10 protein-coding genes are annotated in these 23843 nt (G+C 71.9%); 5 read left to right on the top strand and 5 right to left on the bottom strand.

All coding sequences use genetic code 11. From position 1 onward, the window contains the following. From OHU89_RS38770 to OHU89_RS38760, 3 genes are all read right to left on the bottom strand, one after another. Positions 1–657, bottom strand: a complete 657-nt coding sequence (locus OHU89_RS38770) for a hypothetical protein (RefSeq protein ID WP_405649607.1) — start codon at positions 655–657, stop codon at positions 1–3. After that, complete coding sequence (locus tag OHU89_RS38765; protein WP_405649606.1) at positions 648–1778, bottom strand: hypothetical protein; 1131 nt, start codon at positions 1776–1778, stop codon at positions 648–650. Before OHU89_RS38765 ends, OHU89_RS38770 begins: the two co-directional genes overlap by 10 nt. Positions 1779–2040: 262 nt before the next feature. Further along, positions 2041–3300 carry a histidine kinase gene (locus OHU89_RS38760; protein ID WP_405649605.1) on the bottom strand — a complete coding sequence of 420 codons (1260 nt, stop codon included), beginning with the start codon at positions 3298–3300 and terminating at the stop codon, positions 2041–2043. 170 nt (positions 3301–3470) lie between these two features. Here OHU89_RS38760 and OHU89_RS38755 point away from each other — a divergent pair, with 170 nt between their 5' ends. Continuing rightward, a complete protein-coding gene (locus OHU89_RS38755; RefSeq protein ID WP_405649604.1) occupies positions 3471–3671 on the top strand; it encodes a hypothetical protein in 201 nt (66 codons plus the stop codon). A 15-nt stretch (positions 3672–3686) separates the two neighbouring features. Here OHU89_RS38755 and OHU89_RS38750 read toward each other — a convergent pair whose 3' ends face one another. After that, entirely contained in the window at positions 3687–3938 is a 252-nt protein-coding gene (locus OHU89_RS38750) for a DUF6059 family protein (RefSeq protein WP_405649603.1), read from the bottom strand. A gap of 352 nt (positions 3939–4290) precedes the next feature. Between OHU89_RS38750 and OHU89_RS38745 the strand changes: the two genes are divergently transcribed. The 4 genes from OHU89_RS38745 to OHU89_RS38730 all read left to right on the top strand — a co-directional run bounded on the left by OHU89_RS38745 (position 4291) and on the right by OHU89_RS38730 (position 8988). Next, a complete protein-coding gene (locus OHU89_RS38745) occupies positions 4291–6939 on the top strand; it encodes an AAA family ATPase (RefSeq protein ID WP_405649602.1) in 2649 nt (882 codons plus the stop codon). A gap of 159 nt (positions 6940–7098) precedes the next feature. Continuing rightward, the gene (locus tag OHU89_RS38740) at positions 7099–7890 is read left to right on the top strand and encodes a thioesterase II family protein (RefSeq protein ID WP_405649601.1); all 792 of its coding nucleotides are present in this window, start codon (positions 7099–7101) and stop codon (positions 7888–7890) included. A 37-nt stretch (positions 7891–7927) separates the two neighbouring features. Continuing rightward, positions 7928–8155 (top strand): acyl carrier protein, encoded by a 228-nt coding sequence (locus OHU89_RS38735; RefSeq protein WP_266886230.1) that lies wholly within the window; start codon positions 7928–7930, stop codon positions 8153–8155. Beyond that, positions 8152–8988: a 2-oxo acid dehydrogenase subunit E2 gene (locus tag OHU89_RS38730; protein WP_266886232.1), complete on the top strand. Its 837-nt coding sequence runs from the start codon at positions 8152–8154 to the stop codon at positions 8986–8988. Before OHU89_RS38735 ends, OHU89_RS38730 begins: the two co-directional genes overlap by 4 nt. A gap of 85 nt (positions 8989–9073) precedes the next feature. Here OHU89_RS38730 and OHU89_RS38725 read toward each other — a convergent pair whose 3' ends face one another. Next, positions 9074–23794: an SDR family NAD(P)-dependent oxidoreductase gene (locus tag OHU89_RS38725; protein ID WP_405649600.1), complete on the bottom strand. Its 14721-nt coding sequence runs from the start codon at positions 23792–23794 to the stop codon at positions 9074–9076. Between the last annotated feature and the right edge of the window lie 49 nt (positions 23795–23843).

The raw sequence follows: 23843 nt of genomic DNA, 5'->3' as shown, positions 1-23843 counted from the left end.
CTACTCCCCCGCCCCGTCAACGGCCGCCAACGCCTGGGCGGCGCCCAGTAGTTCGGCGTCGCGGTCGCGGCCCAGCAGCCCGGCCGGGGTGCCGTCCCACCATGTCGTGCGGGAAAGCCACCAGTCGGCGGCTCCCCAGGGGTCGATGTCGGCGCGCAGCACGGTGTTGACCTCCAGCACGATCCGCCAGGGCATGGTCCCGGCCTCGAACTGGAACAGCGGGAGCCGTCTGCGGCCGTCCTCGCCGGACAGCGCGATCAGCCGTGGATCGGCGTCCCCCCACCACTGCGACGCGGGCTGCGCGAGCAGGCGTTCGCGTACGGGACCCATGACGGGGCCGACCATCGGGTTGCCGTCGAGCACGAGCATGCACAGGTCGGCGGCGGCGAACCCCTCGTACTGCGCGGAGTCCGACGCGTCCACGAACCGCCCCTGGCCGCCGCCGTCCTGACGCAGCCACGCGGCCTCCTCGGCCGGGAGGGCGTCGAGCAGGGTCCGGGCCGCTCGGTCGGCGGCCGGTTCCTGGTCGGGGCCCGCCGCGCGCAGTTCGGCGAGCCGATCGCCGAGGGCCTGCCGCACGCCCGGGTCGAGCAGCGGCGACAACCTGCCGAAGTCGGCGGCGAACGCGGCGAGCACCATGAAGGGGTTCACCCGCACCCGGCCTCCCTCTCTTCGCTTCCGGTCGAATGCGCCGGTTCCAGGGGCTGTTGGGTCGCCCCGAGCACGTCCGCGACCAACTCGGCGAGCAGCGGCCTGCGCACGACGAGATGCAGCCTGCGGTCCGGAGCGGAGTCGGCTGCCAGCGCGGACCACAGGGCGCTCAGGCTGGTCTGCGTCGGCAGTCCGCCGCGACCGGCGCCCAGCAGGGGGAAGCAGATCGAGCGCAACGGCGGGGTGTGGGCGTCGCGTTCCTCGTCCATCAGGGCCAGTGCGCGGGCCGCGGCCGTGGCGACGTCCTGCGGGGTGACGACGTAGTCGTTGGTGCCGGGCCTGGGGATGGTGACGGCCGCGTGGTAGATACGGCGGACTCCGCGCGCGGCGAGGGCGCCGGGGCCGGTCGGCGCGACGGTTCCGGGGAGTACGGGGCGCCCCGTGACGCCGTTCTCCCGGCGCCACCGGGCCAGTTCCTCGTGCACCGGGTCGCCGGTCACATCGCCCCGCGCGTCGCGCACCGCACCGGCCCGGCGCAGCGCGGCCGGCACGGAGGCCTTGAACATCTCGGGCAGGGCGAGGTGGGTGTTGGACGGTGAGACGATCACGTCCACGTTCCGGATGAGCTCGACGGGGTGCACATGGAGCGTCACGCCGATGGGCCCGACATGCAGGGTGCGGTGCTGCAAGTGCGGGGCGAGCAGGGCGGGTCCGTCTCCCGGGCCGCGCCGCGCGCCGGTGCCGGCGAGCCAGCACACCTGCTCGGCGCTCTGGCCGAGGACCATCTCCTCCTGGCTCTTGCGGAACCGCTCGACACTGACGCTGTACGCCCGCGCGGCGAGCCTGCGCCGGTCCGCCGCCGGCCGGTCGCGCATCCCGGGTGCCAGGCCGACGGTGAACTCGGCCGCCGCCTGGAGCGCGCCCCCGCCGAGCCGGGCCACCGCGGCCCGCAGCAGGTTCTCGACCTCGACGGGCCAGGCGTCGGTGACCGCGCCGGAGCGCGGAGCGGCCGCCCGCCGCAGCAGCGGGAGATCGAGGTCACGGATCCGGACCAGGCCCTCCACCCGGACCATCTTCACCTCCCTGAGGACCGACGCGACGTCGAACTCCGGAGCATCAGGGGACATGACACCCATGATCGTGCGCCCGCCGCACCTGCCACAAGTGCCGCACGGCACCCCACGCTAGCGGGTACGGGGTTTGCCGGGGCGGTGTTGACGGGGCGTCACCCGGTCGAGTGCGGGGCGGAGTTGGGCAGGCCAGGAGCGACGGTCGTCGGCGCCGCGGGGGCACACGGGCGGGGTGCCGGTGGCGACCGGCGGAGAGCCCTCCCGGGCCGCCGACGCACCGGTGCCGATGCCGGTGCCCAGGCCGGTCCCGGTGCCGTCCTCACCCCCACGGCAGCCACGCCCGTACCTCGAAGCCGCCGTCCGCCATAGCGCCGTGTTCCAGGCTGCCGCCGGTCAGTGTCGCCCGTTCCGTCAGCCCGATCAGCCCCTGTCCGGAGCCGGGCACGGGGGTCACCTCGCCCTCGGGTGCCGGGTTGCGCACCGCCACGGTGAGCCCGTCACCGGGGCCGCCCTCGACCGAGACGGTGACCTCGGTGCCGGGGGCGTGTTTGCGGGCGTTGGTCAGGCCCTCCTGGGCGATGCGGTAGGCGGTGCGGCCGACGGAGGCGGGGACCGCGGCGGGGTCGGTGACACGGGTGGCGAGGGTGACCTTCATGCCGGCCTCACGGGACTCGGCGACCAGCGCGTCCAGCGCGGCGAGGGTCGGCTGGGGGCGGCCCGTGTCGTCCTGGTCCCCGGCCCGCAGGACACCGATGATCTCGCGCAGGTCCTGGAGCGCCTCGTGCGCGCTCTCCCGGATGACGCCGGCCGCGCGGGCGACCTCCTCCCGGGGTGCGTCGGGCCGGAACTCCAGCGCGCCCGCGTGCACGCTGAGCAGGGTCAGCCGGTGGGCGAGGACGTCGTGCATCTCGCGGGCGATGGCCTCGCGGGCCAGCCGCTGCGCCTGCTCGGCCCGCAGCCGGGCCTCGGTCGCGGCGCGCAGGGCGCGGTCCTGGAAGCTCAGCACGAGCTGCCGCTTGGACCGTACGACCATGCCCGAGGCGACCACCACCGCGGTCATCAGCACGAAGATGAGGACCATGACGAGATACGGCAGGTCGGGGTCGGGGCGGATCCAGAAGTAGAGCGGGATCAGCGCCATGGTGGCCCCGCCCACCCACGCGACGTACCGGAACGGCCGATGCACGGCGAGCGTGAACACGGCGATGAGGCAGGCGCCGCCCGCGGTGTCCGAAACGAACCCCACGGGGAGCGAGGCGACGGCCAGCCCGACGGGCCAGCGGCGACGCAGCCACACCGCGGCGCAGGAGACCGCGCCGATCACCTGGTCGAGACGGGCGAGGCCGTCCGGGACATGGGGGTTGGAGGTCACCGCCTCCGCGCCGACCAGGCCGACGATCACGGCCACCGCGAAGCAGCTGAAGTCGACGAGCCAGTCGCGCGCGGTGCGCCGGGGCCGCCGCCCGGGGCGCTCGCCGTCCGGGTCGAGCTCCTTGAGGACTGCCGAGGGCATCAGCCAGCGCCGCCCCGAGAACGCCGGGGGCACCGCTGCGGGCTCGTCTCCACTCACGGTCGACAAATCTATGCACGGAAGGCCCGTGTCACCTCCGCGCGGACGGGATCTCCGACCAAAGTCGGCGGGCCGCCTACTTTCGGCGCGGCCGGACCGCGCGGACCGCAGACTTCCGTCGCATACGCCTCGCCCCGCGGCCGATGTCCGTGGGGGGTCCGCGGGGCGAGCGTATGCACATGAAGCAACTGCTGGAACTGCTCGGATTCTTCGCCCTGGTGCAGGGCGTCGCCGGTCTGGTGCAAGAGTTCACCGACTGGCACTGGGGACTCGTGCAGCGGCTCGGCTTCCTCGACGGCTACGAGCTCTACGCGAGCGTCGCCCTGATCGTGCTGGCGATCGCGCTGTTCGCCGCGGCGGAGAGCCGCACGTCCGACTGACCGCTCTCGCTCGGCCTAGCGATCAGGGGTGGGCGTCGGCGGGTCGCTGTCGGGCAACTGCCGGAGGATCTCCGCCTCCACGGCGCTCAGCGGCACATCCGGACACAGCCGCTCCGGATGCCCCGGCGGCGGGCCCTCCAGGGGCTTCGGACGCCCCGGCGGCGGGCCCTTCGGGGGCTCGACGGGCGGGATCCACACCCATATCCGGCCGAAGGCGATCAGGGAGTCCTGCACCGCGCGAAGCAGCCAGGCGCACAGGGAAGCCATTCGTGCAGGATCTTCGCCCCGGCCAAAGCCCGGCCAAAGCCGCCGGACGGAGGGTGCGCGGCGCACGGGGAGCGAATATCCGGACGCGGAGAATCCGGATTCCGGGCGTCCGGACGCCGCCCCCTCGTTCGCTCGCGAGAATGTACGCTGGGTTGTATAACATTAGACAGCCTGGATAATGCAGTACAAAACGGGCGCACTTTTCCGCCACTGCCGGAAAGTGATGTTGCGAATCGCCGCCCGGTGGTTATCTTGTGGCCGAGATGCACGGTGCGGCTGAAATATATGGTCTGGAGTTGCTTATGGCTTGCGTACCACGGGTACGCAAGCTCACGGGGGTGAGTATTCCGGAATGGCTTTCGTGAGTCGTGAGAGGGAACTCGGGATTCTGAAGACGGCCCTTTGCAGCGGTTGCCACGGCCCATCGAGAACAATCGTCATCACCGGCAGCGCAGGCGCAGGAAAGAGCGCGTTACTGCACGCTTTCACCGAACACGCCATGACCGTGGGAGCCACGGTCCTCAGCGCCCAGGGCAGAGCGGTGACCGCCGACCCGCCGCTTTCCCTGTTCCACCAACTGGCCGCGCAGTTGTCGGCGTCCCTGCCGGACGATCGGCCCGCACCCGCCTCCTCCGCGATGCAGTTCGCCACCGCACTGCCCCGCGTGGCCGATGACGGCGTGGTGATCTGCGTGGACGACGTACAGGAAATCCCCTGGTCCCAGCTGGATTTCCTGATCCAGACGGTCACCTGGCACCGGGACCGGCGCATTCTGCTCGTCGTCGCCGACTCCCCGCATCTGCTGCACCGGGAGACACCGGCCAAAACGGAATTCCTGCGCCGCCCCGACGCCGAGCGTGTCCGGCTGGGCCCTCTCGACGCACAGGGAGTCCGGGAGATGATCACGGCGGAGACCGAGCGGCCGCACGAGGGCTGGGTACGGCTGTGCCACCACCTGAGCGGCGGCAGCCCCCTCCTGCTGAGCGCCCTGCTGGAGGATTTCAAGAGCAGGGACATGAAAATCCCCCCAACCGGAATGGAGCAGTCCGACGAACTCGGAATGTACGGTCAGGCAGTGATGTCCGTTCTGCATCGCAGTGGTTCCGCCGCCGTAAAAATCGGTTGCCTACTGTCCGTGCTCGGCGATTCCGCCTCACCGGAGCTGCTGTCCCGGATGAGTGGGATTTCCACCTCTCTCATCGACCCGCAGCTCGCGGCTCTTCGACATTCCGGCGTTATCGACGGAATGTCGTTCCGGCATCGGACGGCTCAGCGAACGGTTCTGGCGGACGTGGATCCGTCGGTGCGCACCGAGTTGCACATCCGGGTGGCGGCCGCCCTGTACGGGGCGGGAGCGCCCGCCACCGAAGTGGCCCGGCATCTGCTGGCCGCCCGGCACACGCAGGAGTCGTGGCAGCGGACGGTGCTGCGCAACGCCGCGGAGACCGCGATGGGCGAGGAGGACACCCGGCTGGCCGTCCAGTGTCTCGAACTCGCCCTGGAGGGCTGCCCCGAAGGACCCGACCGTATCGAGATCCACATGCGGCTGGCGCTGATCGCCCTGCGGATGAACCCCACGACCGTGGAGGCCCGGCACCTGCCCGAACTCATGGAGGCCTTCCAGTCGGGCACGATGCCCGCCGCGGCCTGTGACGGGCTGGCGGACCTGCTCTTCGGCTGCGGCCGACTGGAGGAGGCCTTCACCGTGCTGCAGAAGCAGGGGGCGGAGACCAGCGCGGGGAATGTCAGAGCGGGCGACCATCCCAACATCGCCTGGCTGTGGGCCTGGTCCAGCTTCCGCTCCCCCGCCCACCCGGACGAGCGGCCCGCCGCGCACGAATCGGCCACGGCCCTGTTCCGGACCGCCGAGGGGTCCTTCCTGATCGGGGACCGGGACGACTGGGCGACCGCGGCCGAGAACCTCCTGAAGGTCTCGGCCCTGTCGGACGCCACCGTATGGTCGCTGTCCAGCGCGGTGAAGGCTCTGATCATCACCGACCGGCTGGAGTCGGCGTGGCGCTGGTGCGAGCTGCTGGTCGAGGAGTCCGCCGCCCGTGAAGCCCCCGGCTGGCAGGCGGTCTTCGCCCTGCTCCAGTCCCTCGTCGCGCTGCGCCAGGGGAAGCTGAAGGCGGGACTGGACTGCGTCCGGCTCGTGCAGCACGTCATCACCGAGCGCAGCAGCGCGATGGCCTGCGCCACCGAGTCCGTGCTCGCCGCCCTGTACATCGAGATGGGGCGGTACGACGAGGCCGCCCGGGTGTTCGCCAAGCCGGTGCCGCCCGCCTGGGAGAAGAGCGTCTACTGGCTCAGCTACCTCCGGGCCCGCGGCAGTCTCCTGATCGCCACGAACCGGCCGCACGCCGGACTCTCCGACTACCTGCGCATCGGCAAGCTGGCCGAGCGGTTCCACGTCGACCACCCGACGCTGGTGCCCTGGCGGTTGTTCGCCGCCGAGGCGTGGCTGCGGCTGGGGCACCCGAAGCAGGCGGCGTACATGCTGGCCGAACACATGGCGCGCGGCCCGCGCAAGTCCGGCCGGAACGAGGCCATGGCGCTGCGTCTCAAGGCGGCACAGGCGGAGCCGCACGCACGGTCGCGCCTGCTCCTCCAGGCCGCGCGCGAGTTCCACGCCTCGGGCGACCGGCCAGAACTGGCGAGGACTCTGCTCGACCTGGGCCAGACCCTGTGCTTACTCGGCCACGGCACCTGGGCCGTGCTGGCCGGCCACACCGCCGTACTGATCGCCCGCAGCTGCCTGGAGGAGACCGGCGTCCCCTGTGAAGAGGACGAGCCGGACCCTCCGGCCACGCCCCAGCGGCTCACCCGGGCCGAGCACCGGGTGGCCGAGCTGGTGGCCAAGGGGCTCACCAACCGCCAGGTCGCCGGCCGCCTCCACATCACCGTCAGCACGGTCGAACAGCACCTCACCCGCATCTACCAGAAACTGGGCATCACGCATCGCAAGGAGATCCGTATCCACCTCGGCACCCGCACGGCGTGAACGCACGGAGCGCACCGGAACACGCGGCCCTTTAGCGGAACGTTGTCGGCCTTTCAACCGACGTCCCTAGCGTCGCTGACGTCAGATGAAACCGAGTGCCCCAGGTGCGCTCTTCGCCGTGTGCCACGCGCTCTCGCACCCGGGAGGGCGGAGGAAGGCATGGCCGCGGTGCCCATAGAGATCCCGTTCGACGACATCTGGCTGCGCCGCTTCGGCGCGGCCCGGGAGCCGAGCGTCCGATTGGTCTGCCTGCCCCACGCCGGGGGCTCCGCAAGCGCGTTCTTCGCGCTGCACCGTGAACTGCCGCCATCCGTCGACTGTGTGGCCGTGCAGTATCCGGGCCGTCAGGAGCGCCGCCACGAGCCGCCGCTGCGCAACGCCCGCGCCCTCGCGGCCCGGGTCGCCTCGGTGCTCGAACCGCTGACCGACCTGCCACTGGTCCTGTTCGGGCACAGCATGGGCGCCGTCGTGGGCTTCGAGACGGCCGGGCTGCTGGAGCGCGGCGGCGCCAACGCGCCCGTCGGGTTCATCGCCTCGGGCCGGCACTCGCCCGCCACACCCCGCCACGAGACCACGCATCTGCGGGACGACGACGGGCTGATCGCCGAGATCACCACGCTGAGCGGCACCGATCCGCAGGTTCTGGCCGACCCGGACATGCGGGACATGATCCTGCCCGCGCTGCGCGCCGACTACACGGCCGTCGAGACCTACCGCCGTGACCCCGGGCTCGTCCTGCGCTGCCCGATCACCGTCTTCACCGGCACCAGCGACCCGCGGGTCACCGACGCGGAGGCGCGGGCCTGGGACCGGCTGACCACGGGCGCCTTCCGCGTCGAGCGGTTCCCGGGCGGTCACTTCTACCTGGACGGCGCGGAGCGGGCCGTCGCCGCCGCTCTCCTGCGCGACCTGCACGCCTTCTCGAACTCCGCGGCGACCACGGCCCGTTGACCCTCCGCCTCGGGCCCGAACCCGGAAGGACCCGTTCATGAACACGATCGACGATCTTGTCGTGCTGATCCGTGACGAACTGGGACTGGCGGTGTCCGTCCAGGACACCGAGCGGCCCCTGGACGAGATCGCCGGCTGGGACTCCGTCCACCTGCTGTGGCTGACCGCGGCACTTGAACGCCGTACCGGCCGCAGCGTCTCCCTTCCGGACCTGCTGGAGGCCGGGACCCTAGGGGGCATCTACCAGGTGGCGGTCGCGGCGTGAGCGACTCCCGATTCCCCGCCGAGCGGCGCCACACCCTCTACCACTGCGACGAGATCCGCGCCGCCGCCCCCGTCTACCTCGACACCGAGGTCGACATGAGTGGTGTCGCACACCATCGGGCGACGGCCCGCGACGAGGGCCGCCGGTACTCGGTGGTGAGTTACGTCCTTCAGGCCGCGGGCCGGGTGCTGGCCCGCCACCCGGAGGCCAACGCGGCCGTTCGCGGACGGATGCGCCCCCGGATCGCGCGGTTTCCCACCGTCAGCGGCAAGGTGACCCTGGACAAGACGCTGGGCGGCCGCCGCGTCGTGCTGGCGACCGTCGTACCGGAACTGGAACGGTCGAGCCTGGACGCCGTGCAGCGGCACCTGGAGCGGTTCCGGGACGGAGATCCCGACCACATGCCGGAGTTCGCGCCGGTGCGCAGACTGCACCGGCTGCCCGTGCCGGTCGGCCGGCTGCTGTTCCGGCTGGCGACCCGCTCCCTGACGCACCGCACCGAGCTGGTCGGCACCGTCGCCGTCACCTCTCTCGGCCACCGGCCGGTGGACGGCTTCCAGTCGCTCGGCGGGACGACCGTCACGCTCGGTGTCGGTCGCGTCGTGGACCGTGCCGTCGTCAGGGACGGTGCGGTAGTGGTGGCGCCGGTGATGCGACTGAGCCTGGCGTTCGACCACCGGGTCATCGACGGCGCCGAGGCGGCCGACGTGCTGGCCGAGATCAAGGAGTTCCTGGAGACGTACGGACCGGACGCCGCCGGGCTCCCGGAGGGGGACCGGCCGGCCGCCTCCCGTACGACGGACCGCCGGCCCGCCTCGGCCTCCGGCGCCTGACCACCTCGTACCACCGTTTCCGCCCCGCCGCGGGCCCGCGCTCCTGACGCGGGCCCGCGGCATCGGTGTCCCGGGCCCTGGGGCCTCAGCCCCGGCCCAGCTCCCTGTCGATCAGCGCGAACATCTCCTCGTCACTGGCCGCGGACAGTTCCGCGCCGGACTCCTCACCGGCGCCCGCGCCACCGTCGGGCTCGGGGTGCGTGTCCTCCAGCTGCCAGAGCAGCGACTTCAACCGCTGGGCGAGCCGCGACCGCTCATCCGCGTCGAGGGCGCCCTCGGCCAGCTGCCCCTCAAGTGCGGCGAGGCTCTCCGTACGGGCGTCGGGCCCGGTCTCGGCGGCCGTGCCGGGCAGTTCCGCGTCGATCACAGCGGCGAGCGCATCGGGTGTCGGGTTGTCGAACACCGCGGTGGCCGAAAGGCGCAGCCCGGTCGCCGCGTTCAGACGGTTGCGCAGTTCCACGGAGGCCAGCGAGTCGAAGCCGATGGTCTTGAACGCGGCGTCGCGAGGCACCGCGTTGGTGGACCCGTGGCCGAGCACCACCGCGGCGTGCGTGCGAACCAGCTTCACCAGTGCCTCGGACCGCTCGGCCGGCGACAGCGCGGCCAGCTGCCGGCTCTGCGCCCCGCCCGCCGCGCCGGGCCCGTCCGTCCCCGCGGCGCGGCGCGCCACCGGCCGAACCACCTTGCTGAGCACCGCGGGAACGTCGGCACCCTGCTCGGCCCGGGGGCTCAGCCGGGCCGGCACCACCACGGACTCACCGAGCGCCACGGCGGCGTCGAACAGCGCCAGGCCCTCGTCCGTGGCCAGCGGCAGGATGCCGCTGCGGCTCAGCCGGGCCACGTCGGCGTCGCCCAGATGTCCGGACAGCTCGCTCTCCTGCGCCCAGTACCCCCAGGCCAGCGAGACCGCCGGGTGCCCGAGCGCCTGGCGGCGCTGTGCCAGGGCGTCCAGACCGGCGTTGGCCGCCGCGTAGTTGCCCTGGCCGGCCGTACCGAGGGTGCCCGCGATGGACGAGAACAGCACGAAACGGCTCAGGTCCAGATGCCGGGTCAGCTCGTCGAGATGACCCGCGGCCGTCACCTTGGGGTCCAGGACCCGGTCCACTGCATCGGCGTCGAGCGCTTCGAGCGTGCCGTCGGCGGTCACTCCGGCCGCGTGGACGACCGCGGTCAGCGGATGCGCGTCCGGCACCTCGGCCAGCAACCGCGCCACGTCCTCGCGCCGCGAGACATCGCACGCCGCCACCGTGACGGACGCCCCGAGCTCGGTCAGCTCGGCCCGCAGCTCCGCCGCTCCGGGCGCGTCCGGGCCGCGCCGGCTGGTCAGCAGCAGCTGCCGCACACCGTGCACGGTGACCAGATGCCGGGCCGTCTGTGCGCCCAGGGCGCCCGTGCCGCCGGTGACCAGCACGGTTCCGTCGGGGTCCAGTGGGGACGGCACGGTCAGCACGATCTTGCCGATGTGCCGTGCCTGGCTCATGAAACGGTAGGCCTCGGTCGCCCGTCGTATGTCCCAGGTCCGCACGGGTGGCGGGTCGATCACGCCCGCCTCCAGCAGCGCGACGATCTCGCCGAGCATCTGCCGGATCCGGTCGGGTCCCGCCTCCATGAGGTCGAACGCCTGGTAGGTGACGCCCGGATGGCGGGCCGCGACGTCGGCTGCGTCGCGGATGTCGGTCTTGCCCATCTCGACGAACCGCCCGCCCGCCGGCAGCAACCGCAGCGAGGCGTCCACGAACTCCTTCGCCAGCGAGTTCAGCACGACCCGCATCCCTGTGCCGGACACGCGCAGGAAGCGGTCGGCGAAGTCCAGATCCCGCGAGGACGCGATCCTCTCCTCGGGCAACCCCATCTCCCGCAGCAGCCCCTGCTTCGCCGGACCGGCGGTCGCGTAGACCTCCGCCCCCCAGTGCCGCGCCAGTTGTACGGCGGCCATGCCGACGCCACCGGTCGCCGCGTGCACCAGGACCGCGTCGCCCTCCGCCAGGCCGCCCAGGTCGCGCAGGCCGTAGTAGGCGGTGAGGAAGACGACCGGCACGGCGGCGGCCTGTGCGAAGGTCCACCCCTCGGGCATCCGCACCAGCAGGCGCTCGTCCGCGACCGCGACCGGCCCGAAGGAGTGGGGCAGCAGGCCCAGCACACGGTCCCCGGGAGCGAGTCCCGTCACCCCGGGGCCCACCTCGGTGACGACGCCGGCGCCCTCGCTGCCCATGACTCGCTGCCCCGGATACATCCCGAGCGCCATCAGCACGTCCCGGAAGTTCAGCCCGGCAGCGCGCACCGCCACCCGGACCGTGCCGGCAGCGAGCGGCGCGGCCATCTCCTCGCAGGGCACCAGCCGGAGCGACTCGATGGTGCCCGGCTCGGCGGTGTCGAGCCGCCAGGCCGCGACACCCGACGGCGGGGACAGCGGCGGGTCGTCGTGCAGGCGGGTGAGGTGGGGGGTGTGGGGGGTGCCGTTGCGGAGGGCGAGTTGGGGGGTGGTGGTGGTGAGGGTTTCGGGGAGGTGGGTGGGGTGGTCGTCGGTGTCGAGGAGGTGGATGCGGTCGGGGTTTTCGCTCTGGGCGGTGCGGGCCAGGCCCCATAGGGCGGCGTGGGCGGGGTCGACGGGGTCGCCGGGGGTCAGGGCGTGGGCGTGGCGGGTCAGGATGGTCAGGGGTGCGTCGGCCAGGCGGGGTTCGGCCAGGTACTGCTGGAGGAGGGCGAGCAGGCCGTGGATGGCCTGGCGGGTGGTGGTGTCGCGGGGTGGGGCGTAGAGGAGGGCTTTGGGCTGGTGCTCGGTGTCGTCGAGGAGGGTGGGCAGGTCGGGGTAGTGGCGGGCGGCGCCCGGCAGTACGGGGGTGGCGAGGGTGGTCCAGCGGCTCGGGTCGGGTGGGGTGGTGGGCAGGGGCTGGGGGGTCCAGCGCAGGGTGTGGAGATGGTCGGCACCGGCCGTTGTGTCCGCCGCAGTGAGGGCGCGCAGGGTCAACTCGCCGACCTCGGCGACCAGACCACCCTGACCGTCGTACAGCGTGACGGCGACCGTGTTCTCCCCCGTTGCCCGTACGACCACGCGGAGTTGGGTGGCGCCGGTGGCGTGCAGGGTTACGTCGGACCACGCGAACGGGACCAGCACCTCGGCGTCCTCGCGGTCGACGAGGAGGGTGTGCAGGGCCGCGTCGAGCAGGGCGGGATGCAGGCCGAAGACGTCGGGGCCGTGACCACCGGTGTGCTCCTCGGGCAGGCTGACCTCGGCATAACGGACCTCTCCGGCACGCCACAGCCCCGTCAGACCCCGGAAACCGGAACCGTAGGCATAGCCACTCTCGGCCAACTCCCCATACGCGTCCGTCAGGTCCACGGGATCCGCGCCGTGCGGCGGCCAAGCGCCCTGCCAGTCGCCGTCCGACGTCTTCCCCTGCGGGGCGAGCCGCCCTGTGGCATGGCGGGTGTACGGGCGTGCCGGGTCGTCGTCGGGACGGGCATAGATCTCGACGCCTCGCCTGTCGTCCCCATCTTCGTCGAACGGCTCGACCGTGAGCTGGAGTTGGAGACCACCGCTCACCGGAAGCTCCAACGGCGCCTCAAGGGTGAACTCCTCCACCACCGGACAACCCGTCTCATCACCCGCCCGCAACGCCATCTCCACCAACGCCGCACCAGGCACCAACACCCGCCCCTGAACCTCATGACCCGTCAACCAGCCATGAGACGAACGGGAGACACGCCCCGTCAGCACAGTCGTGTCCGTCCCCGCGACCGTCACCGCCGCACCCAACAAACCGTGCCCGAACGCCCCCAGACCCAGACCCACCGGATCCCCACCCGCACCAGACCCCTCCAGCCAGTAACGCCGGCGTTGGAAGGCATACGTCGGCAACACCACCCGACGACCACCCGCACCCGCGAACACCGACCCCCACTCCACCCCCGCCCCGGCCACGAACGCCGACCCCACACCCGACAACAACGCCTCCGCCGCCGACACCCCAGGACCCCGCGACAACACCGACCACGTCACCGGCACATCCGGCAGACACTCCTGCCCCATCACCGACAACACCGCAGCCGGCCCCACCTCCATGAACACCGACACACCCAGACCATGAGCCGACCGCACACCCTCCGCGAAACGCACCGGCTCACGCACATGCCGCACCCAATACTCCGGATCACACACCAACACCGGATCCGCCAACCCACCCGTCACATTCGACACCAACGGAATCCGCGGCGCCCGATACTCCAACCCCCGCACCACCTCACGGAACTCCTCCAGCATCGGCTCCATCAACGGAGAGTGGAACGCATGCGAGACCGTCAACCTGCGCGCCCGCCCCCCACCCGCCTCCCACCGGGCCACCAACCCCTCCACCACAACACCAGGCCCGGAAATCACCACCGACCGCGGCCCGTTCACCGCCGCCACCGCAACCCCCGACACCCCCTCCAACAACCCCTCAACCTCAGCAACACTCCCCCGCAACGACACCATCACCCCACCCGACGGCAACCCCTGCATCAACCCACCCCGCGCCGCCACCAGACGACACGCATCCCCCAACGACCACACCCCCGCACAGAACGCCGCCGCCACCTCACCCACCGAATGCCCCACCAACACACCCGGCTCCACCCCCCACGCCCGCAGCAACCGAAACACCGCCACCTCGAACGCGAACAACCCCGCCTGCGCAAACTCCGTCCGATCCACCAACTCCCCACCACCCCACAACACATCCGCCAACGAACGACTCAACAACCCATCAAAACCCGCACACACCTCCTCAAACGCCTCCCGGAACACCGAAAACCCCATCAACCCCGAACCCATCCCCGACCACTGCGCCCCCTGACCCGTGAACAACAACCCGACACCGGCCGCAGAGGTCGCCGGGGCGGCCGGGGTCTCGGCTGCGGTCATCAACCCACGCTTCAGTTCCCCGAGATCAGCGCCGACGACCACGGCCCGGTACTCCCCCACCGCCCGCGACAGCAACGACACACCCACATCCACCGCGGACACATCCACACCCGCGCCCGCGACGAACTCCCCCAGCCGCGCCGCCTGCGCCCGCAGACCCTCCTCGCTCCGCCCCGACAACACCCACGGCACCACCGGAAGAGCCCCCACGGCCTCCGCCGAAGACCCCGCCTCCACCGGCGCCGCCTCCAAGATCACATGCGCGTTGGTCCCACTGATCCCGAACGACGACACCGCCGCCCGACGCGGCTCACCCGTCTCCGGCCAGGATCGGGAGCCGGTGAGCAGGGCGACATGCCCCGAGTCCCAGTCGACCTGTGGCGAGGGGCGGTCGACGTGCAGCGTGGCCGGCAGCTCTCCGTGCCGCATGGCCTCGATCACCTTGATCACACCCGCGACACCCGCCGCGGCCTGCGTGTGCCCCAGATTCGACTTCACCGACCCCAACCACAAAGGCCGTTCAGCCGAGTGCTCACGACCATAGGTGGCGAGGAGGGCGTCGACCTCGATGGGGTCGCCGAGCTTGGTTCCCGTCCCGTGTCCCTCGACGACGTCCACCTGGCCGGCCTCCAGCCGTGCGTTGGCGAGGGCCTGGCGGATGACGCGCTGCTGGGAAGGGCCGTTGGGAGCGGTCAGACCATTGGACGCACCGTCCTGGTTCACCGCCGAACCACGCAGCACCGCCAGCACCTCATGACCGTCGCGCCGCGCCTGCGACAGCCGCTCCAGCAGAACCAGGCCCACCCCCTCACTCCACCCCGTCCCATCCGCCGCCTCCGCGAACGCCTTGCACCGCCCGTCCGGCGACAACCCCCGCTGCCGCGAGAACTCGACGAAGGTGTTCGGTGTGGCCATCACGGTGACGCCACCGACAAGGGCACGGTCGCACTCGCCGTTGCGCATCGCCTGGGCGGCCAGGTGCAGGGCGACCAGGGAGGACGAGCACGCCGTGTCGACGGTCACCGCCGGGCCTTCGAGCCCGTAGGCATAGGCCACCCGTCCCGAGAGCACGCTGGACAGGTTGCCGGTGAGGGCGTAGCCCTCGATCTCCTGGTGCTCGGTCGACATCCGGGGTGCGTAGTCGTGGTACATCACGCCGATGTAGACGCCGGTGCGGGAGCCACGCAGAACGTCCGGATCGACACCCGCCCGCTCCAACACCTCCCACGACACCTCCAACACCAACCGCTGCTGCGGATCCATCGCCAACGCCTCACGCGGCGAGATACCGAAGAACTCCGCGTCGAAATCACCCGCACCATGCAGAAACCCGCCATGCCGGGTGTACGACTTACCCGACCGACCCGGATCACCGTCGAACAGATCCACGTCCCAGCCACGGTCCCGCGGGAACTCCGAGATGCCCTCCCCGCCCGACCGCACCAACTCCCACAGGTCCTCCGGAGACGCCACCCCTCCCGGGTAACGGCACGCCGCCCCCACCACCACGATCGGATCATCCACGTCGACGGTCGAGGGGACCGCGGGGACGGTCACGGTGTCGGTGACGGCGGCTCCGAGCAGTTCGTCACGCAGATGGCGTGCGAGAGCGGCGGGGGTCGGGTGGTTGAAGACCACCGTGGGGGCGAGCCGGGTGCCCGCTGCCGCGCTGACCCGGTTGCGCAGTTCCACGGCCGTCAACGAGTCGAAGCCGAGTGCCTTGAAGTCCTGGTCCGGGTCGATCGCGCCTGCCCCGTCGTGGCTGAGCACGCGTGCCGCCTCGGCACGCACGAGGCCGAGCAGTTCGGCATGGATGGCCGGTTCGTCGAGTCCGGCCATCTTGGCGGCCAGGTCGGAGGCGCCGGTGACCGTGGCCGAGGCCGCCGTCCTGCGCGCGGGACGTGCCACGAAGTTCCGGAGCAGGAAGGGGACTTCGCCGCTCCCGGCCTGGGCACGCAGTGCTGTCGGATCGAGGCGGACGGGGACGATGTTCGGCACGCGGGTGCGCAGTGCCGCGTCGAATGCCGCGAGTCCGAGCGCGGGGGACAGCGGAGCGATGCCGGTGCGGGACCAGCGGGCGAGGTCGGCGTCGCGGAGCGCGGCGCCCATGCCTCCGGGGCCGCCATCCGTGGCGCTGACATCGCCGACATCACTGGTATCGCTGATGTCACTCGCATCGCCGGTGTCGCCGGCTTCGCTGGTGTCGCCCCACAGCCCCCAGGCGAGGGCCTGGCCCGGCAGTCCCCGTGCGCGGCGGTCCGCGGCCAAGGCGTCCAGGCAGGCGTTGGCCGCCGCGTAGTTGCCTTGGCCCGCCGTGCCGAGCAGGCCGGCGACCGAGGAGAAGAGCACGAACGCGTCGAGGTCGAGGTCGCGGGTCAGCTCGTCCAGGTGTGCCGCGGCGTCCACCTTGGGCGCGAGGACCGCGTCCACCGCTTCCGGCGTGAGCGAGGTGATCGTCGCGTCGGCGAGGACGCCGGCGGTATGGACGACCGCGGTCAGTGGCCGGTCCTGCGGCACGGCCGCGAGCACCTCCGCCAGGGCCTCCCGATCGCTGACATCGCACCGGGCGAAGGTCACCTCGGCGCCCGACCTCTCCAGTTCCTCTCGGAGTTCACCCGCTCCTGGTGTGTCGCTGCCGCGCCGGCCGATCAGCAGCAGGTGCCGCACACCATGGGTCGCCACCAGATGGCGTGCGACGAGGCCCCCCAAGGCACCCGCACCGCCGGTGATCAGGACCGTCCCGTTCTGCCGCAAAGCCCGCCCGGGTTCTTCCGAGAGGCGAAGGCGGGTGAGGTGGGGGGTGTGGGGGGTGCCGTTGCGGAGGGCGAGTTGGGGGGTGGTGGTGGTGAGGGTTTCGGGGAGGTGGGTGGGGTGGTCGTCGGTGTCGAGGAGGTGGATGCGGTCGGGGTTTTCGCTCTGGGCGGTGCGGGCCAGGCCCCATAGGGCGGCGTGGGCGGGGTCGACGGGGTCGCCGGGGGTCAGGGCGTGGGCGTGGCGGGTCAGGATGGTCAGGGGTGCGTCGGCCAGGCGGGGTTCGGCCAGGTACTGCTGGAGGAGGGCGAGCAGGCCGTGGATGGCCTGGCGGGTGGTGGTGTCGCGGGGTGGGGCGTAGAGGAGGGCTTTGGGCTGGTGCTCGGTGTCGTCGAGGAGGGTGGGCAGGTCGGGGTAGTGGCGGGCGGCGCCCGGCAGTACGGGGGTGGCGAGGGTGGTCCAGTGGCTCGGGTCGGGTGGGGTGGTGGGCAGGGGCTGGGGGGTCCAGCGCAGGGTGTGGAGATGGTCGGCACCGGCCGGTGTGTCCGCCGCAGTGAGGGCGCGCAGGGTCAACTCGCCGACCTCGGCGACCAGACCACCCTGACCGTCGTACAGCGTCATCTCTACGATGTCCGGCCCGGTCTGGACGGCCTTGACCCTCAGGTGCCTGGCGCCGGTGGCGTGCAGGGAGACACTCGCCCAGGTGAACGGCACTCGGAGGTCGGCGTCCTCGCGGTCGACGAGGAGGGTGTGCAGGGCCGCGTCGAGCAGGGCGGGATGCAGGCCGAAGACGTCGGGACCGTGACCACCGGTGTGCTCCTCGGGCAGGCTGACCTCGGCATAACGGACCTCTCCGGCACGCCACAGCCCCGTCAGACCCCGGAAACCGGAACCGTAGGCATAGCCACTCTCGGCCAACTCCCCATACGCGCCGGCCAAATCAACAGGAGTCGCCCCAGGCGGCGGCCAAGCCCCCTCCCAGTCCCGTACCTCCCCGTCACGCTGAGGAGCGAGCAGTCCCGTCGCACAGCGGAAATACGGTCGAGTGGGATCGTCGTCGGGGCGGGCGTGCACCGCGACCGTACGCAGACCGGATCCGTCCTCGTCGAACGGCTCGACCGTGAGCTGGAGTTGGAGACCACCGCTCACCGGAAGCTCCAACGGCGCCTCAAGGGTGAACTCCTCCACCACCGGACAACCCGTCTCATCACCCGCCCGCAACGCCATCTCCACCAACGCCGCACCAGGCACCAACACCCGCCCCTGAACCTCATGACCCGTCAACCAGCCATGAGACGAACGGGAGACACGCCCCGTCAGCACAGTCGTGTCCGTCCCCGCGACCGTCACCGCCGCACCCAACAAACCGTGCCCGAACGCCCCCAGACCCAGACCCACCGGATCCCCACCCGCACCAGACCCCTCCAGCCAGTAACGCCGGCGTTGGAAGGCATACGTCGGCAACACCACCCGACGACCACCCGCACCCGCGAACACCGACCCCCACTCCACCCCCGCCCCGGCCACGAACGCCGACCCCACACCCGACAACAACGCCTCCGCCGCCGACACCCCAGGACCCCGCGACAACACCGACCACGTCACCGGCACATCCGGCAGACACTCCTGCCCCATCACCGACAACACCGCAGCCGGCCCCACCTCCATGAACACCGACACACCCAGACCATGAGCCGACCGCACACCCTCCGCGAAACGCACCGGCTCACGCACATGCCGCACCCAATACTCCGGATCACACACCAACACCGGATCCGCCAACCCACCCGTCACATTCGACACCAACGGAATCCGCGGCGCCCGATACTCCAACCCCCGCACCACCTCACGGAACTCCTCCAGCATCGGCTCCATCAACGGAGAGTGGAACGCATGCGAGACCGTCAACCTGCGCGCCCGCCCCCCACCCGCCTCCCACCGGGCCACCAACCCCTCCACCACAACACCAGGCCCGGAAATCACCACCGACCGCGGCCCGTTCACCGCCGCCACCGCAACCCCCGACACCCCCTCCAACAACCCCTCAACCTCAGCAACACTCCCCCGCAACGACACCATCACCCCACCCGACGGCAACCCCTGCATCAACCCACCCCGCGCCGCCACCAGACGACACGCATCCCCCAACGACCACACCCCCGCACAGAACGCCGCCGCCACCTCACCCACCGAATGCCCCACCAACACACCCGGCTCCACCCCCCACGCCCGCAGCAACCGAAACACCGCCACCTCGAACGCGAACAACCCCGCCTGCGCAAACTCCGTCCGATCCACCAACTCCCCACCACCCCACAACACATCCGCCAACGAACGACTCAACAACCCATCAAAACCAGCACACACCTCCTCAAACGCCTCCCGGAACACCGAAAACCCCATCAACCCCGAACCCATCCCCGACCACTGCGCCCCCTGACCCGTGAACAACAACCCGACGGGCCCACCGGAAGCCACGGGCAGGGCGGGTCGGTCGGCGAGCTGTGCCAGGTTCTCCGTCAACCGCTCCACGTCCGAGCCGACGACCACGGCCCGGTACTCCCCCACCACCCGCGACAGCAACGACACACCCACATCCACCGCGGACACATCCACACCCGCGCCCGCGACGAACTCCCCCAGCCGCGCCGCCTGCGCCCGCAGACCCTCCTCGCTCCGCCCCGACAACACCCACGGCACCACCGGAAGAGCCCCCACGGCCTCCGCCGAAGACTCCGCCTCCACCGGCACCGCCTCCAAGATCACATGCGCGTTGGTCCCACTGATCCCGAACGACGACACCGCCGCCCGACGCGGCTCACCCGTCTCCGGCCACGGCTGCGCCTCCGTCAACAGCGAGACCGCACCCGCGCTCCAGTCCACGTGGCTGGTAGGACGGTCGACGTGCAGGGTGGCCGGCAGCTCTCCGTGCCGCATGGCCTCGATCATCTTGATCACACCCGCGACACCCGCCGCGGCCTGCGTGTGCCCCAGATTCGACTTCACCGACCCCAACCACAAAGGCCGTTCAGCCGAGTGCTCACGACCATAGGTCGCCAACAGCGCCTGGGCCTCGATCGGGTCGCCGAGCGTCGTGCCCGTGCCATGGGCCTCGACGACATCCACCTGCCCCGCGCGCAGACCGCCGTTGGCGAGGGCCTGGCGGATGACGCGCTGCTGGGAAGGGCCGTTGGGAGCGGTCAGACCATTGGACGCACCGTCCTGGTTCACCGCCGAACCACGCAGCACCGCCAGCACCTCATGACCGTCGCGCCGCGCCTGCGACAGCCGCTCCAGCAGAACCAGGCCCACCCCCTCACTCCACCCCGTCCCATCCGCCGCCTCCGCGAACGCCTTGCACCGCCCGTCCGGCGACAACCCCCGCTGCCGCGAGAACTCCAGGAACATGCCGGGGGAACCCATGACGGTGACGCCTCCGGCGACGGCCAGGGTGCAGTCCCCGTCGCGCAGGGCCTGGGCGGCCAGGTGCAGGGCGACCAGCGAGGAGGAACACGCCGTGTCGACGGTCACCGCCGGGCCCTCCAGGCCGAGCGCGTACGCCACCCGCCCGGACGTCACGCTCACGGTGCTGCCGGTGAGCAGATGCCCGCCGTGGTCGTCGTGGCCGTCCGCGAGCCGTGGGCCGTACTCGTGGGTGGTCGCGCCGATGTAGACGCCGGTGCGGGAGCCACGCAGAACGTCCGGATCGACACCCGCCCGCTCCAACACCTCCCACGACACCTCCAACACCAACCGCTGCTGCGGATCCATCGCCAACGCCTCACGCGGCGAGATACCGAAGAACTCCGCGTCGAAATCACCCGCACCATGCAGAAACCCGCCATGCCGGGTAGCCGACGACTTCGCCGACCGACCCGGATCACCGTCGAACAGATCCACGTCCCAGCCACGGTCCCGCGGGAACTCCGAGATGCCCTCCCCGCCCGACCGCACCAACTCCCACAGGTCCTCCGGAGACGCCACCCCTCCCGGGTAACGGCACGCCGCCCCCACCACCACGATCGGATCATCCACGTCGGAGGCGACAGCGGCGGTCTCGGAGGGGTGTTCGGTTCCGGAGAAGAGGGTGTGCAGGTGGGCGGCGAGGCGTTCGGGGGTGGGGTGGTCGAAGAGCAGGGAGCTGGGCAGGTCGAGTCCGGTGGCGTCGGCCAGGCGGTCCCGGAGGGTGACGGCGGAGAGGGAGTCGAACCCCAGGTCGCGGAAGGCCCGTCGGGTCTCCAGGGCCGAGGGGTCGGCGTAGCCGAGGATGTCGGTGGCCTCCGCGGTGACCAGGGCGAGGGCGTCGGAGGGTCCGAGGTGCGCACCGGAGGTGACCGGGGCGGGGGGTGCCACGAGCTCCGGGAGGGTCGACGGGGCGGGTGCCGTGGCCCGTTCGGCGGGTGCGCGACCCGGCCGTTCTCCCTCCAGCCAGTGACGTTCGCGCTGGAATGCATAGGTGGGCAGGTCGACGTGGTGGGTGCCGGTGCCGTGGAAGACGGCCGCCCAGTCGACGGGGACGCCGTGCAGATGGGCGCGGGTCACCGCGGTGAGCACCTCGCGCGCCTCGGATGCCGCGCCTCGGCGCAGGGGGACGGCCGGTGTGGTGGGCAGGCCGTCCTCGGCCAGGGTGGACAGGGTGCCGTCGGGTCCGATCTCGACGACGGTTGTGACTCCGGTGGCGTCCAGTCGGCGCAGGGCGTCGTGGAAGCGGACGGTCTCGCGCACGTGACGCACCCAGTGGCCGGGGTCACGGATCTCGTCCGGGGTGAGCTCCCGGCCCGTCAGCGTGGAGACGATCGGGATGCGCGGCGGTCGCGGGTCCAGTCCGGCGGCGACGGTGGCGAAGTCGGTGAGCATGCCGTCCATGTGCGCGGAGTGGAAGGCGTGGCTGACGCGCAGCCGGCGGGTCTTCCAGCCTCGGTCGGCGCAGGCGCGGGTGAGGCGGTCGACGGCGTCGGCGTCTCCGGACACGACGGTGGCCGTGGGGCCGTTGACGGCGGCCAGGTCGAGACCGGGGATCGCGCCCGGCCCGTCGAGCAGTGCTGCCACCTGGGCCGCGGGGGCCCGGACCGAGAGCATGGCTCCGCCTTCCGGCAGGGTCTGCATCAGTCCGCCACGGGCGGCGACGAGGGTGCACGCGTCCGGCAGGGTGAGCACTCCGGCGACATGGGCAACGGCTAGTTCTCCGATGGAGTGGCCCGTCAGGACGTCCGGTCGGAGGCCCCAGCTCTCCAGCAGCCGGAACAGGGCGACCTCGAAGGTGAACAGGGCCGGCTGGGCGTACACCGTGCGATGCAGGTCGGGATCGTCGTCGGCGAAGAGGACGTCTCGCAGCGGGCGGTCGGTGTACGGGGCGAGGGCGGTGTCGAACGCGGCGCACAGCTCGTCGGTCGCGGCGCGAAAGACCGGCCACACGGCGTGCAGTTCGCGGCCCATGGCCGCCCGCTGGCTGCCCTGGCCGGCGAAGAGGTACGCGATGCGGCCGTCGCGGGGGGTGCCGCGCTGAATGCCGGGGGCGGGGGTGTCGTCGGCGAGCGCGGCGAGGCCCGCGAGCAGGGCGGCGGGGGCGGTGTCCGTCCCGTCGGTCGTCTGCGGAGCGGGCAGGACGGGGAGTACGGCGGCCCGGTACTCGAAGACGGAGCGGGTGGTGGCGAGAGCCCGGGCGATGTCGACGGGCGGCACGTGACCGCCGGTCTCCGTGAGGTGGGTGTGCAGGCGGCGGGCCTGCGCGCGCAGGGCGGCGGCGCTGCGGCCGGACAGCAGGAAGGGCAGCACGCCCGAGGCGGTGACGGGCGCGGTGGTGGCGGGCGCCGGGGCGGGTTCCTCCCCTGACGGTGTGCGGACCGGTGGTTCGGCGACGACGACGTGGGCGTTGGCGCCGCCCATCCCGAAGGAGCTGACGCCGGCGATCAGCCGACGGCCGGGGTGCGGCCACGGCCCGTGCTCCCGCTGGACGCGCAGGCCGAGTTCGGCGAGGGGGATGGAGTCCGGCGCGGTGTGGAAGTGCAGGCTGCGGGAGAGTTCGCGATGCCGGAGGCAAAGCAGCGTCTTGATCAGGCCGGTGATTCCGGCCGCTCCCTCCAGGTGACCCACGTTGGTCTTGGCGGAGCCGACGCGCAGTCGGTCCGGGCCGGTCCGTCCGGTGCCGAGGGCCGCGCCGAGGGCCGCCGCTTCGACGGGGTCGCCGAGCCGGGTCCCGGTGCCGTGCAGTTCCACGTACTGGATGTCGCCGGGGGCGATGCCGGCGCGGTCGCAGGCCAGGCGCAGCAGGTCGGTCTGGCCGCGGGTGCCGGGGGTGGTGAGGGTGCCGGTGGCACCGTCGTTGTTCACGGCGCTGCCCAGGATCACGCCGAGGACCTGGTCGCCGTCGTCGAGGGCGTCGGAGAGCCGCTTGAGCAGGACGACACCGCCGCCCTCTCCGCGTACGTAACCGTCCGCGCGGGCGTCGAAGGTGTGGCTGCGGCCCGAGGGTGACAGGGCGCCGAAGGCCTCGGTGATGTCGTAGCCCTCGGCGGCGAGGTTGAGGTGCACGCCGGCGGCGAGCGCGAGGTCGCAGTCGCCGCCGCGCAGGCTCTCGCAGGCCAGGTGGACGGCGGTGAGCGAGGAGGACTGCCCGGTGTCGACGGTCAGACTGGGGCCGGTGAGGCCCAGTGTGTACGAGACACGGTTGGCGATGATGCCACGGTGCAGTCCGGTCGCGGTGTGCTGGCTGACGGCGTGGGTACCCTGACGCTGGATGAGGCGGGCGTAGTCGTCGGACATGGCGCCCACGAAGACGCCGGACCGGGTGCCGGCGAGGGTCGCGGGGACGATGCCGGCGCGCTCCAGGGTCTCCCAGGTCAGCTCCAGCACCAGACGCTGCTGCGGGTCCATGGCGGCGGCCTCGCGAGGGCCGATGCCGAAGAACGCCGGATCGAACCGGTCGACCTGGTCGAGGAAGGCGCCCCTGCGGGTGGTGGCGCGGGTGCCGGAACCGTCGTCCAGATCGGGGCGGTCGGCGGGGAGGCCGGTGACGGTGTCGCGACCGTCACGCAGCACGTGCCAGAACGCTTCGGGGGTGTCGGCACTCGGGAGACGGCACGCGGTTGCCACCACGGCGATGGCCGAGGTGCCGTCGGGTCGTGCAAGGTCCTTGACCGCCGGTTCCGACACGGTCCAACTCCGATCCGTCGGTCCCGGCGGGGCGCGCGGATGCCGTGCC

Source organism: Streptomyces sp. NBC_00019 (assembly GCF_045041015.1).
GTDB lineage: Bacteria > Actinomycetota > Actinomycetes > Streptomycetales > Streptomycetaceae > Streptomyces.
Note: the sequence above shows the minus strand (reverse complement) of the source record. Positions and strands in the feature narration are given on the sequence as shown.

Bases quoted from the DNA above. Each gene is read 5' to 3' on its own strand.
- OHU89_RS38765 (WP_405649606.1), bottom strand. From the start codon at position 1,778: ATGTCCCCTGATGCTCCGGAGTTCGACGTCGCGTCGGTCCTCAGGGAG.
- OHU89_RS38755 (WP_405649604.1), top strand. From the start codon at position 3,471: ATGAAGCAACTGCTGGAACTGCTCGGATTCTTCGCCCTGGTGCAGGGC.
- OHU89_RS38750 (WP_405649603.1), bottom strand. From the start codon at position 3,938: ATGGCTTCCCTGTGCGCCTGGCTGCTTCGCGCGGTGCAGGACTCCCTG.
- OHU89_RS38745 (WP_405649602.1), top strand. From the start codon at position 4,291: ATGGCTTTCGTGAGTCGTGAGAGGGAACTCGGGATTCTGAAGACGGCC.
- OHU89_RS38740 (WP_405649601.1), top strand. From the start codon at position 7,099: ATGGCCGCGGTGCCCATAGAGATCCCGTTCGACGACATCTGGCTGCGC.
- OHU89_RS38735 (WP_266886230.1), top strand. From the start codon at position 7,928: ATGAACACGATCGACGATCTTGTCGTGCTGATCCGTGACGAACTGGGA.